12 protein-coding genes and 2 other annotated features (1 of these 14 only partly in view) are annotated in these 12,535 nt (G+C 39.5%); of the genes, 9 read left to right on the top strand and 3 right to left on the bottom strand.

What is annotated here, in order from left to right:
* Window positions 1-23: 23 nt before the first annotated feature.
* The 3 genes from ACP69X_RS15900 to ACP69X_RS15890 form a co-directional block, all read right to left on the bottom strand.
* Window positions 24-518, bottom strand: a complete 495-nt coding sequence (locus ACP69X_RS15900) for a DUF2716 domain-containing protein (RefSeq protein ID WP_305960716.1) — start codon at window positions 516-518, stop codon at window positions 24-26.
* Window positions 519-551: 33 nt separating this feature from the next.
* Window positions 552-1,511 carry a magnesium/cobalt transporter CorA gene (corA, locus tag ACP69X_RS15895; RefSeq protein ID WP_041087269.1) on the bottom strand — a complete coding sequence of 320 codons (960 nt, stop codon included), beginning with the start codon at window positions 1,509-1,511 and terminating at the stop codon, window positions 552-554.
* A gap of 132 nt (window positions 1,512-1,643) precedes the next feature.
* Entirely contained in the window at window positions 1,644-2,159 is a 516-nt protein-coding gene (locus ACP69X_RS15890) for a hypothetical protein (protein ID WP_039177173.1), read from the bottom strand.
* Window positions 2,160-2,593: 434 nt separating this feature from the next.
* Here ACP69X_RS15890 and ACP69X_RS15885 point away from each other — a divergent pair, with 434 nt between their 5' ends.
* From ACP69X_RS15885 to ACP69X_RS15845, 9 genes are all read left to right on the top strand, one after another.
* Entirely contained in the window at window positions 2,594-3,463 is an 870-nt protein-coding gene (locus ACP69X_RS15885; protein ID WP_305960717.1) for a DNA-3-methyladenine glycosylase family protein, read from the top strand.
* A 102-nt stretch (window positions 3,464-3,565) separates the two neighbouring features.
* Entirely contained in the window at window positions 3,566-4,951 is a 1,386-nt protein-coding gene (gene rlmD, locus ACP69X_RS15880) for a 23S rRNA (uracil(1939)-C(5))-methyltransferase RlmD (RefSeq protein ID WP_197202907.1), read from the top strand.
* A gap of 441 nt (window positions 4,952-5,392) precedes the next feature.
* Window positions 5,393-6,154 (top strand): methyltransferase domain-containing protein, encoded by a 762-nt coding sequence (locus tag ACP69X_RS15875; RefSeq protein ID WP_426052847.1) that lies wholly within the window; start codon window positions 5,393-5,395, stop codon window positions 6,152-6,154.
* A gap of 147 nt (window positions 6,155-6,301) precedes the next feature.
* Complete coding sequence (locus ACP69X_RS15870; RefSeq protein WP_426052846.1) at window positions 6,302-6,712, top strand: DUF6508 domain-containing protein; 411 nt, start codon at window positions 6,302-6,304, stop codon at window positions 6,710-6,712.
* Between the two features lie 32 nt (window positions 6,713-6,744).
* Window positions 6,745-7,257, top strand: a complete 513-nt coding sequence (locus tag ACP69X_RS15865) for a hypothetical protein (protein WP_426052845.1) — start codon at window positions 6,745-6,747, stop codon at window positions 7,255-7,257.
* 282 nt (window positions 7,258-7,539) lie between these two features.
* Entirely contained in the window at window positions 7,540-8,361 is an 822-nt protein-coding gene (locus ACP69X_RS15860; RefSeq protein ID WP_411243204.1) for a MerR family transcriptional regulator, read from the top strand.
* Between the two features lie 26 nt (window positions 8,362-8,387).
* Window positions 8,388-9,575, top strand: coding sequence for an MFS transporter (locus tag ACP69X_RS15855; protein ID WP_426052844.1), 1,188 nt, complete (start codon window positions 8,388-8,390; stop codon window positions 9,573-9,575).
* Between the two features lie 186 nt (window positions 9,576-9,761).
* The gene (locus ACP69X_RS15850; RefSeq protein WP_426052843.1) at window positions 9,762-10,592 is read left to right on the top strand and encodes a DNA alkylation repair protein; all 831 of its coding nucleotides are present in this window, start codon (window positions 9,762-9,764) and stop codon (window positions 10,590-10,592) included.
* A gap of 274 nt (window positions 10,593-10,866) precedes the next feature.
* Window positions 10,867-12,051: a DUF1835 domain-containing protein gene (locus tag ACP69X_RS15845; RefSeq protein WP_041087291.1), complete on the top strand. Its 1,185-nt coding sequence runs from the start codon at window positions 10,867-10,869 to the stop codon at window positions 12,049-12,051.
* 74 nt (window positions 12,052-12,125) lie between these two features.
* Window positions 12,126-12,349, top strand: a binding site (T-box leader).
* Window positions 12,350-12,386: 37 nt separating this feature from the next.
* Window positions 12,387-12,535 (top strand) — a binding site (T-box leader); it runs 76 nt beyond the window's last position.

The following is a 12,535-nucleotide window of genomic DNA, read 5'->3' as shown; positions in this document are numbered from 1 at the left end:
CAGAAGACCTGCAGGCTTTTTGATTATCCCCCTCTGATTTTACGCTGAAACAAAAGAGGGTGATGACGTGAAAAAGAGTCAATCAAACCCTCACCGAAAATTGTGATGCTTTGCTCCCAAGGATGTCCTAGCAGGCCCCAATTCATTTCTTTTGATAAAAAGAAATAGTAATCCCCATTAGGAAGAACAGGAACTTTCCATTCTCCAAATTCATCTTTTTCAAACGAGCCATATGGTGTGATCCAGTAGCATTCGTGCTGCCAATCAAGTGCCAGCATATATTCGTCTGTTCCGGTGATATTCTCCTGAAAAGAGAGCAGTGCCTTTTTTTCAAGATCTTCATCTGCATGTAGAAGAAAAGAGTCCTCAAAATACGCAGAGATGTCATATGTGATGTAAGGAGAGGGTGCTTGAAAAGCGGGAAAGCGAGAGATGCTTGGTTTAAATTTGAACTCTCGAGCAAATGTCTTCCAGGCGAATTTTAATTCTTTGTCTTTCAGTGGAATCCAGTTTTCCAAATTATCTTCCTCCCAAGCACTTCTCTCAAAACATTATTTAAAAATCCTAAACCACCCTTTATGTTTAAACCACAAAAGCATACCCGAGACGAGGAGACCCATGAAAATCAGCACGCCAAAATAGCCGTATTTCCAGTGTAATTCAGGCATGTTGTCAAAGTTCATTCCGTACACACCAACAATAAAGGTTAGTGGAATAAAAATGGTCGACACAATGGTCAATGTCATCATGATCGCATTCATCCGATTGGAATTTAGCGTCTGATAGCTGTCTCGTAAATCAGCTGTCATATCACGGTTTGACTCAACAATTTCGGTTAGTTTTAATAGATGATCATAAATATCATTAAAATACGCTTGGCGGTTTGTATCGCTTTTCATCGTATTTGTGTTCACAATACGATATAAAAGGTCCCTCATCGGGATAATCGTTCTTCGCAGTTTGAGCAAATCGGATCGGATTCCGAATACTTCGTTCATCAACGTGCCATACGTTTTATGACCTTCTTCATCCTCAATTTCATTCAGCCTGTCCTCTATTTGATAAATAATAGGGAAATAATCATCAACAAGCTGATCAATCAGCATGTAGGCAATATGCTCAGGTCCGCTGTTTCTTTCTTTATCAGACCCCTTGAGCTTTCGAATGACACGCTCAATGTATGGCGCTTCCTTTAAATGAAAGGTCACGATATAGTTTTCACCAACAAACAGATCAACTTCCTCAGAACGCAGCGTTTTTTGATTAAGGGCATGCAGCACGAAAAATAAATACCCCTCATAAAAATCAAGCTTCGGCCGCTGCAAATAATGGAAGCAATCCTCAATCGCAAGCGGATGGAACTGAAAATATTCCTTCAAAAGCGCTGCTTCCTTTTCCGTTGGTGCATGAAAATCAATCCAATACCAGGCGATATCGGGGCTTGAAAGCTGCTGCATTGTTGCATGTTCAATCAAGTCGCCGTTTTTTGTCACTGCAAGTTTTCTCAGCATGTGCACCCCTCCAGACTTGCATTATATCATGAAGCAGCGCCGGTGAACTTATACGTTTTCTCCATAAAAAAAGCCGATCTCAGAAAGAGATCGGTTAAATGTGCGTGTATGATTGATGGATAAAACCGAGAATTAAGGACGATGGAATGTAACGAATTTATCTTGACGGTCAAACCAGCCTCTAAACGCCCAGTTATCCCAGCCGCCATCGCCGTTGTTTTTAAATGTACCACTTTCGAATACCCAAATTCCGTAAACAACATTACCAAGATTAGCAGTAGCGAAAGTTTTGACGCCGTTAAAACGGTCTTCGTAGTTCTGGCTTAGGTTAAAGACCATGACATTATATCTGCCGCCAGCAGCGTAGAATGTGCTTTCCATGACGCTTTTCACGAATCCAGAACGGTTTGCATTTGCGTTTACTGCGTTTACAATGGCATTGGCAATCCCAAGAACATCAAAGTTTACGTTAACATTAGGGCTAGCCGTAGTGCCAGCTTTACCTTCAGCAGCAGCTTTGTTTAAGACAGTTTGCTGAAGTGTAGTAGAAACAGGTGCTGAAGTTTTTGGCTCAGCAGCGTCAGCGAATAATGGCAGTGTCGAAGAAACAGCAGTGGCAAGTGCAACAGAAAGAATGGTTTTTTTCATTGGTCGGATCTCCTTTGTTTTTTAATTTTGGGTCTTCTTTTTTGTAAAATGTGAAACTAGGTGAAGCCGGTTATCAATGAGGTAAATATGTTCCTGCAAGATAAAACAAATGATTGCCTAATCCGCTAATTCCTTTGTTCACCTCCTTGATATGTCATAATTATACAAATATATTCAGAGAGGAAGATATCACCCAGAGGTTCTATTTCTAATTTAAGGAAAATGATCCTAAAATGTTGAAGTTTGCTGACGAATGTTAGCTGAATTCGACTAAAAACTTTCGTCTATCCAAAAGGAGAATGACCACAAATAAGGAAGATATAACTGATAAATTCTTGTACTCTTTATGTTAAAAAGTATTCAATAAAGAGAATCATTCATACAAAATGAAACAATCACATCTGCGTATGTTTGCAGAAAGGAAGAGGACATGTATGTGGGAAAAACAGCTGGTGGTAGAGCCGCCGTATCATTTCGATCAAGTGCTTAGACGCTTATCAAGTGATCCATTAAAAGCAGTTGATTTGAGTCAAAGAGAAATCAAAGTGCCGATCAGATTGGAGCAAAAACCGTACGTGGTCATCGTTCAAGCTACTGGAACAAAAGATGCGCCTATGTTCCGGGTGCGATCAAACGGCCCGGAGGAACCCCTTCTTTCTGAGGTGAAACGGATATTTGGCATGGAGCATCAATTACACATGATTCAAGACCATTTTTCTCAAACCAATCTAGCACCCATTTTTGAGCAGCATATCGGAACGCCGCTCATGCTGGATTTTCATTTATATCATTGTTTAATGAAATGCATCATTCATCAACAGCTGAATCTTTCGTTTGCTTACGAGCTCACGAAACGATTTGTCCATACGTACGGCGAGCAAATAGAAGGTGTATGGTTTGATCCTTTACCAGAAACCATAGCCTCTCTTGAAACAGATGATTTGAGAAAGCTGCAATTTAGTCAGCGAAAAGCAGAATATGTTATCGATGTATCGAAACGAATTGTCAGCGGCTCACTTTGTTTAGAGGAATTACACGATTTATCTGATCTGGAGGTAGAAGAGCGATTGCTTCCGATTAGAGGGATTGGACCTTGGACGGTTCAAAATGTGCTCATGAATGGGCTTGGAAGACCAAATCTCTTTCCAATGGCAGATATAGGCATTCAAAATGCAATCAAACGGCACTTCGACCTGTCCGAAAAACCGACAAAAGAAGAGATGGCAGCGCTAAGCAAGGAATGGACTCCATATTTAAGCTACGCTTCTCTATATTTATGGAGAAGCATTGAGACAGATAAATAAATGAAAGGCATTTTCTCTCTTTGTCCAAGACGTGATATACTAAGGAGATGGAATAAAATGAAGACAACCTATCAATGGTTTAAATAGAACGGAGAGAATAAAGTGAAAGAAAAACAGCAAGGTGCCCTTTTGCAAAAGGGACAGCAGTTCCCGCTTACCATTAAACGCCTTGGCATTAATGGTGAAGGGGTCGGTTATTTTAAAAAGCAAGTGGTCTTTGTCCCAGGCGCGCTTCCGGGTGAGGAAGTGGTGGTTGAAGCAACGAATGTCCAAGCAAAATATGCAGAAGGTACAGTGAGGAAAGTGCGAAAGCGCTCCGAGCATCGAGTCAAACCGCCATGCCCAGTATACGAGCAGTGCGGCGGCTGTCAGCTTCAGCATTTGGCGTACGAGCAGCAGCTAAATGAAAAGCGTGATATTGTCATTCAATCAATGGAGCGCCATACAAAGCTATCGGTTGAAAAGCTTGATATTCGGCCAACGATCGGTATGGAAGACCCGTGGCATTACCGAAACAAAAGTCAGTTCCAAGTAGGACGTTCTCACAGCGGAGACATCATTGCAGGACTTTATGGACTGAATTCTCATAAGCTTGTACCGATCAAGGAATGTATCGTGCAGCATCCAAAAACGAACAAAACAACGGGCGTTGTCCGCAAAATTTTAGAGAAATTCGGTGTATCGGTCTACAATGAACGAACAAGAAAAGGCGACGTACGTTCGATTGTCGTGCGTGTCGGCTTTGAAACAGGGGAAGTACAGGTCGTTCTTGTCACATCAAAACCTGAATTTCCAAAGAAAAAAGAAATTGCCGAAGCCATTCAAAAACGTCTGCCTGAAGTGACGTCCATTATGCATAATATCAATGGCGAAAAAACATCAGTCATCTTCGGCCATAAAACATCTCACCTAGCTGGCAATATGGTCATCCAAGAATTTTTAGGAGACGTCTCTTTTGAACTAAGTGCACGTGCTTTCTTCCAATTGAATCCGAAGCAGACGCTAAAGCTTTACGATGAAGCGAAAAAAGCGGCCAAACTGACTGGTAAAGAAAAGGTCGTCGATGCGTATTGCGGCGTTGGAACCATTGGGATGTGGCTCTCAGATGGCGCAAAAGAAGTAAGAGGAATGGATGTCATCAAAGAATCAATTGATGATGCCAAGAAAAATGCCAAAAAACACGGCATGAAAAACGCGACCTATGTGACAGGAACAGCTGAACATTGGCTGCCAAAATGGGTCAAAGAAGGCTTCCGTCCTGACGTCATCGTCGTCGACCCGCCAAGAACAGGCTGCGAGCGCACCTTCTTAGACACCGTCAAACAAGTCAAACCAAAACGCTTTGTCTACGTCTCTTGCAACCCATCCACACTAGCAAAAGACCTTGAATACATGTCAAAAGACTACAAAATCGAATACATGCAGCCAGTTGATATGTTCCCGCATACGGCGCATGTGGAGTGTGTAGTGTCTTTATCTCTTAAATAAAAAGGGAATGACAGCTATGATCGACCAAAATGCATTCAAACGATTCCAACTATATATGGACCCACAGCAGACGAAATTGGTGGACCGAAAACAGCAATAGAAAAGGCAGTAACTAAATGAAAAAACCCTTCCAACAGGAGGGGTTTTACTTTAACTAACAATCTATTTTTTCCTAAGCTCTTTTTTCGTATTCTCTTCTATCATTGTACTTAGACCTCTATAATGAGACATCCATCATGAGCTCTCGATTCTCAAACAAAATCATGTCTTACTCAAATTTCAGTTGAATGAATTTTGAAATGAATGTCAAAAATCAAGATTTTTACAGGGAGTTATTGAATATGAGACTAAAAGAACATGAAATATAACAACTTTATATATTCGTAAGAGGCCCACCAATTATTTAATCATTAAAACTGCAAAATGATAATTGGAGGGATTATGATGAATGACAAACAGTTTTCTTCATTTATAAAACAAGCAGATGCACCTTTTGTTGGGTGGGATTTTTCATTCATATCTGAAACTGGAAGAATGAAAAGTGAGTTGCTTTCATGGTCATATGGTAGTATAGCTACTTCTCTTGTTCAAAGTGCAAAATCAATGCTGGACATGGGAACAGGTGGTGGAGAGTTTTTATCAAAATTAAGGCCTTTTCCAACGTCAGTTTATGCTACAGAAGGTTACTTGCCTAATGTACCTATCGCAAAAGAACGATTAACCCCTTTAGGAGTGAAGGTAGTTCAAATTTCTAATGATGGAAATCTTCCGTTTGAGACTGGAAAATTTGATCTTATCATCAATCAACATGAGTCATTTTCATCTCAAGAGGTGAGAAGAATTATCTCGAAAGAAGGTATTTTTCTAACTCAACAAGTCGGTGGACGCGATTGCATAGAGATTAATGAGAATCTAAGGGTACCAATAAATAAAGATTTTATTGATTGGAACTTAAAGAAAGCTTTAAACGAAATACAGGAGAATCATTTTGAGGTGTTGAAAAGTGCAGAAGAGTTCCCTGTTCAAAGATTTTATGATATCGGAGCATTGGTATATTATCTAAAAGCAATTCCTTGGCAAGTGCCAGGTTTTGAAATAAGTAATTTCAAGGATGAATTATACACCATTCATAAAATCATTGAACAAAAGGGTTATTTTGACGCAAAACAACACCGATTTATGATTTTAGCTAAAGCAATTTAGTTGGAAATGGAGCCTTTGATCTATTTGAAGGCTCCAGCTTAATTCTGAACTAATGTCACTCCTGTATGCACGATACATGGCCTGAAAATGTTTCCTTTTATTATTGTCGGGCTTGAAAGCATTCTAAAAAAATAGAGGAGGATAACGATGAGTCAATTTGAGATGCTCACAAAATACATACCGATGCTTCAGGAGGACCATATCGGAGAATGGGTGATCGATCAAGAAAATGATGGAACAGCTGAACGCCCAATCCAGATGCCTTTTGTGAATTATTCAGAAACGGTCCAACGCTTTATTGAAGATGTCTATGCCTTTGCAGAACAGCATCAAGAAATGGAACTTACCCACTATAGAGAAATCCTCAAAGAAAATGGCATTGAATGGGGAACGAACGATATGGAGCATGTGGACATTTCAAATTTAAATGCACAGTGTGTACTTGCTCTCATGATGGGGGCTTTGAGAGCTGAGCGATTTAGTGAGGGAGCCATTTTCAATTTCTTTAAAAGTGGAAACATGTTGGAGTGTCTTGAAAGATTGGATTGTTTGGAGTAAGAACGGTTTATTTCAATTATTGGAGTGATCAAATGAAAAATAAAACCGATGCAGCCGATACTTTTCCTCCTATGAAAATAGAAGAAATTGATCAAATTTTATTATATGAACTTGATGCAATAAAAATTGAAAAAGAAGATGAACGTATAAAATTCATTTTACAAGATCCCTATTGTCCTGATAAAAGTCATATCCACAGTGTGTATGTCATTTATAAGAAGTCTATACTCAATTTACTTGAAGGTAGGATTCGTTCTATTCATAGTCATGAATTCATGAGTGCTAAGAAAAAAGATCGAACGATTTCTAAAGAAGATATAGAATATGTATTAGAGATGGCTACAGTTGTGGTTCCTGCAAGTGAAAATAATGGAGTATTGACGAATTATTTTTATAGTGGAGATGGAGAAAGGTTAGATAGTATTTTTAATATATGCTTAGGTTATTCAACAGATTTACAAAAAAAAGAGCATAAAGTAAGTTTACAACGATTTATGAATGATATAAAGATTGTTGAACAGATGGGATTGTTAGAAAAACTTTAATCGATAATAGATGTAAATTTACAAAGTAACTCAAATTGTGTACATGTAATCAGAATCAAAAAATTAGCAAAACCTAGATTTTAAGAAATCTAGGTTTTTTTTCGTAACAGCAGTTATTTCATGGTGACTGAATGCTTAATAGATGATGAATGCGAAGTTGGAGTCTGCATTCTTCAACTTAATCTAATGATAATACGATTGAATATTAAATTCTTCTGTTGACTTTCCCCTTTACTGAAAGGTTTATACTTTGATCAGATCAACAAAACGGAGGAGATCAGGATGTTCAAGATTGGCGATTTTTCTATGTTAAGTAAAGTCCCTGTCAAAACCTTAAGGTATTATGACCAGATTGATTTATTAAAGCCTAAGCAGATCGATCAAGATTCGGGATACCGGTATTATTCAGCTGAGCAGCTGCTTGAGGTTAATCGAATTTTTCTGTACAAGGAATTAGGCTTTACGTTAAAGCAAATGAGTCAGCTTCTTCGTGAAGATATTTCTGTCGAGCAGATTCAGGGCATGTTTCTCTTGAAAGAGAGTGAGATTCAGCAATTGATCGAGAGAGAACAGCAGAAATTAGCGCGTATTAAGGAGCGGATGCACCTCATCAAACGAGAGGGGTGTGTTGAAAAAGAGCAGGAGATCATCATCAAATCGGTTGAAAGCAAACGCATCATGTCTTTTCAATCCAACGGAACTGTTGACGAAATCCCATCATTCTTTGAAACGTTTCATCATTTGTTACAAAAACATCCGCAAGAATTGAACTCTGAGCCACAAATCGTGCTGTGGAGGGAATCACTTGCTAAAGAAAGTGAGTTCGAATTTGAGGTTGGGTATTCCGCTAAAGCGTTAAGGGGTTCTCTGCCTCAGGGAATTACGATGCGCACGTTACCAGCTGAAGAAACCATGGCGACGCTCCTATTTCATTCAGATTCTCCATTTGCACAAACTGCTTGTGTTGACCTGGCGACATGGATCGAAAATAACGGATACCGCGTGAAAGAAGATCAGCCGGGCCGAGAGATTTATTACCCATTGTCTGAAAATGAAGAAGGAAGACTCATTGAAATACAAATTCCTATAAAAAATGAAGTGTAAACATTGCCCAAAGGAGAAACGTCACGATGAAAAATAAAGCCGTTGTTTATTTACTTGCTTTAGCAGCCTTTTTAATTGGAACGATTGAATATATCATTACAGGGATTATTCAAATGGTCGCAGATGATTTACATGTCACGACATCAGCTGCTGGTTTATTGGTTACATCCTTAGCGCTCTCAGCAGCAATCGGCGCACCGATTGTCATTGCACTAACCATCAATATCGATCGCAGAAAAATATTATCATGGATGCTGATCATTTTTACTTTAAGTAATCTCGTCACAAGTGTCAGCCATTCGTTTGAAATGGTGCTGATGACAAGGGTTTTACAAGGAATTAGTGGAGGGACGGCCATTGTGGTGGCAATGGCTGTGGCCACTCGGCTTGTAGAACGAGAAAAAAGAGGAACAGCGATTGGCATCATTTTAATGGGACTCAGCAGTTCCTTAGTTTTAGGTGTGCCAATCGGGACATTTCTAAGCAGCATGATGGGATGGAAAGCATTATTTGCAGCCATTGGATTGATCACGCTCATTCCGCTGATTGTTGTGTATCGGCGCATCCCTTCTATGAAAGAACAAGAAACGGTGACGCTAGGTATGCAATTATCGATATTAAAAGATAAGCGAATTTTGCTTGCGGTGGCAGTGACACTTTTTTATGTAGGCGGATATTCCACTTTATTTACCTATTTAACGCCATTCCTGCAAGAATCAGCAAACCTTAGCATCACAGAAATCAGCGGCATTTTATTGCTAGCGGGAATATGCAGCTTTTTGGGCTCCAGCCTTGGAGGGATTGCAGCAGATAAAAAAGGCCCAATATTCACGATTTTCTCCGGAATTATTCTACAAATCATCATGCTTATGCTGCTAGCATTTGTGACAGGGAACCTCGTGGTCATGGTGGCGGTGATCATGATATGGATGATTGCAACATGGAGCACATCGCCAGCTCAGCAGCTATATCTTGTCACACTTGTACCGAAATCTCCTGATATCGCATTAAGTGTCAATACATCATTTATTCAATTCGGATTTGCTTTAGGCTCGGGTTTAGGAGGTCTTGTACTAAGCAGGACATCTATATTGAACCTCAGCTGGATCAGCGCTGGAACGGTTCTTCTCGCTTTGCTCATGACCATTCTGATGGTGGCGTTTGATCGAATCTCTCAGCATAAGAGTTTGAAGGTGATGGAGCAAGGAAGGTAACATAGATTTACTAGTATTGAGGGAACTACTTATTTCGGTAGTTCCTTTTTGATTTGAAAAATGAACCATTTGAGGAAGTTTATTTTCTAAAATGGGAGTGAATATCCAAAGGTTTTTAAGCGTTAATAACAAATGACTCCAAAAAATAATGCCAAAAATGTACTGGTAGACAGGAGAGAATACATAATGCCAATAAGCGAGGACATCATCAATCGTAAAGGCGCTCGAAAGGGGAGTGACATTCCTTATGACGTCTTGATTCTTTTGAATCAGGGAGAGTTAGAGAGTGTCAATTTAACTGAATGGTTGGCTGTCAATCACGTGACTCTATTACAGCATGTTTTGCCGTCCATTGGTTTAGACAAACATTTAATCGATCTTTCAGCTGAAATCGGCAAACAAAAAGCGGAGTCAGGCATGAAAGCGATTCGTCTTATCGGTCATTTGTTAGATGAAATGCTGCGGAAAGAAAATGAGGAAAAAAGAGTGGAAGTCATACAGGCATGCAGTTGTCACATATCTGATAGCGTCCGCTGCTGGGCTGCTTATATGAACAAGCAGCATTCATCCTCTTTAGAAGAGAAACTAGCGTACATTCAGCCATTTGCAGCTGATCATCATTTTGGTGTACGCGAAATTGCTTGGATGTCAGTGAGAGAAAGTCTAAATCAGCAGCTCGATCAAAGTATAGAATATTTAACAGAATGGGCAAAAAGTGAGGATGAACATATTCGTCGATTCTCTGTAGAGGCAATCCGTCCAAGAGGTGTATGGACAAAGCATATTGAGTTATTAAAGCAGGAGCCAGAAAGAGCACTGCCAATTCTAAATCACCTCAAATCTGATCCATCAACATATGTTCAAGATTCTGTAGGAAACTGGCTGAATGACGCTAGTAAAACACAGCCTGATTGGGTGAGAAACCTGTGTGAACAATGGTCAAAGGATTCTGAGACAAAAGCAACCAGCAGGATTGTTAAAAAAGCCAAGAGAACGATTGTGAAGGGGAATTTGTGAATTAGAGCATGATCTACATTCCTTTTATGAGGAGATTTCTATCGATAAATCAATCGGAAAGAAAGTCTCAGAGAGTTGTACGCAAATGGCCCCATTTCGTGGGGCTTTTCGTTTTTCGTAAAAGTCTAGCTTCCACTGTTCTGCCATGATTACTTCTGTAAAGATCTAATCATCTCCTTGTCATACTTTTGAATGAAATTGACTCAATAGAATTGACGAAAGAACCATGAATAGGTGAAGATGAAATAAACTGTAAGATAAAGGGAGACGGATGATGATACATATCATATTTGGGGCGGCAGCTGCCGGTAGTTTAAAACAAGCAATACGTGAAATGAAGCAAAATCAAATAGATGATGTCATCGCTTTTGATGATATTTATTCGATTGGACCGCTTCTACATTTACACGAACATGAAGGACAAGCGAACCGTATAGAATGGCTGCGTAACGTGATGTCAAATGAATTTGGCTATTTTGACGACATGGTCAACGATCAGCATAGAATGCTTCAGCAAATAAAAGAAATAAAAGCTGGCAGTCGTATACTCATCTGGACAGGCAGTAATGCACATGAGCAAATTGGCTTGCGATATGCCGTCTATTTATTAAAAGAAAAAAGCATTGAATTGTCTGTAATCAATATAACGACAGCATTTGATCAGCTGTTCAATACGAATACAAGAAGAATGATCCTTCGACATTCCGGAGAAATCGCATCTGAAAAATTTAAAATTTTGTATGAGAGTAAAGAGCATATTCACCCAGTGACAAAAGAAGAGAGAGAAAGATTACAAAACGAATGGCTTTCACTTGCTAAAGAAAATCATACGCTGCGGATATGGCAAAAAGGACAAGTGATCAGCGTACCAGAAGATGAATTTGATGCTTATTTAGTGAAAATGGCTAAGCGGCTTCATCAGTCCGCGCCAGAAGAGGAGTATATCGTCACTCCACGCTTAATAGGAGAAGTCATTGGTCATTTAGATCAGTATATCGGTGATGATTTTATTGAATATCGATTGAAGACATTAATTGATCAAGGGATGTTTGACATGAAAGGAAAACGAACTTCCATGCGTTATTACTCGATTAAACTGACAGAGTTCGGTCAGAACTTCAAAAAATGGGTGTGCTGTCGAGAGTTTGAGGATCATCCTTTTGTGAAAATTGAAGGAGATTACGGTGGTGAACCTTTTCATTGCGGGCATTGTCAATGTCATTTAGAAAGAGATGATTTACCAATGAGTGATACCCTTTTCTCAAAGTTATGGAATTGGAATATACAGTATGGCCGCTGGTTTGACGAAGAAACCGATGATTTGCTGCCAAATGGTGTAGACATGGAAAAGAAATTCAATCAAGAAGGAGAGAGAATCACTGAAGAAGTGAAACGGGCCTTATCACCTGCGTTTCAAATTGAATATAGCCCAAGTGAATACACACAATATTACATTTAAAGAATGAATTTCAAAAGCTCTTCACAAAATAACCCTTTACATCATCCATTATCATCATGTAAGATATGGAGAAATTAAAAGCGAAGAAAAGGACATGAGCAATTTTTACTGGTTATCAGAGAGGGAAGTCACGCTGAAATCTTCCTAACACAGAAAAGTTGTCTTACCACCTTTGAGCTGTATTGGGGAAATTACAGTATCCAATATCGTTTACGCCACGTTACGGCACCAGAGCCATAAAGCGAATACGCATTATGGGAATTTGGGTGGAACCACGGATCTCACATTCGTCCCTTTATGAGGGATGGGTGTGTTTTTTTGTACGCTCATATAGGATCATTGCTTTGAAAAGGACATGAGCAGCTTTTATCGGTTACCAGAGAGGGAAGTCACGCTGAAATCTTCCTAACGCAGAAAAGCTGTCTTACCACCTTTGAGCTGTATTGGGGAAAATTGCAGTAACCAATACCGTCAATGTCACGTT

The organism is Bacillus sp. DC4300-2b2 (assembly GCF_049895685.1).
Lineage (GTDB): Bacteria > Bacillota > Bacilli > Bacillales > Bacillaceae > Bacillus > Bacillus safensis.
This window is presented reverse-complemented; position numbering and strand designations above follow the sequence as displayed.

Excerpts from the sequence above, each read along its gene's own strand:
- ACP69X_RS15850 (WP_426052843.1), top strand. The coding sequence starts at position 9,762 with ATGCCAATAAGCGAGGACATCATCAATCGTAAAGGCGCTCGAAAGGGG.
- ACP69X_RS15855 (WP_426052844.1), top strand. The coding sequence starts at position 8,388 with ATGAAAAATAAAGCCGTTGTTTATTTACTTGCTTTAGCAGCCTTTTTA.
- ACP69X_RS15885 (WP_305960717.1), top strand. The coding sequence starts at position 2,594 with ATGTGGGAAAAACAGCTGGTGGTAGAGCCGCCGTATCATTTCGATCAA.
- ACP69X_RS15890 (WP_039177173.1), bottom strand. The coding sequence starts at position 2,159 with ATGAAAAAAACCATTCTTTCTGTTGCACTTGCCACTGCTGTTTCTTCG.
- corA (WP_041087269.1), bottom strand. The coding sequence starts at position 1,511 with ATGCTGAGAAAACTTGCAGTGACAAAAAACGGCGACTTGATTGAACAT.
- ACP69X_RS15865 (WP_426052845.1), top strand. The coding sequence starts at position 6,745 with ATGAAAAATAAAACCGATGCAGCCGATACTTTTCCTCCTATGAAAATA.
- ACP69X_RS15870 (WP_426052846.1), top strand. The coding sequence starts at position 6,302 with ATGAGTCAATTTGAGATGCTCACAAAATACATACCGATGCTTCAGGAG.
- ACP69X_RS15860 (WP_411243204.1), top strand. The coding sequence starts at position 7,540 with ATGTTCAAGATTGGCGATTTTTCTATGTTAAGTAAAGTCCCTGTCAAA.
- ACP69X_RS15875 (WP_426052847.1), top strand. The coding sequence starts at position 5,393 with ATGATGAATGACAAACAGTTTTCTTCATTTATAAAACAAGCAGATGCA.
- ACP69X_RS15845 (WP_041087291.1), top strand. The coding sequence starts at position 10,867 with ATGATACATATCATATTTGGGGCGGCAGCTGCCGGTAGTTTAAAACAA.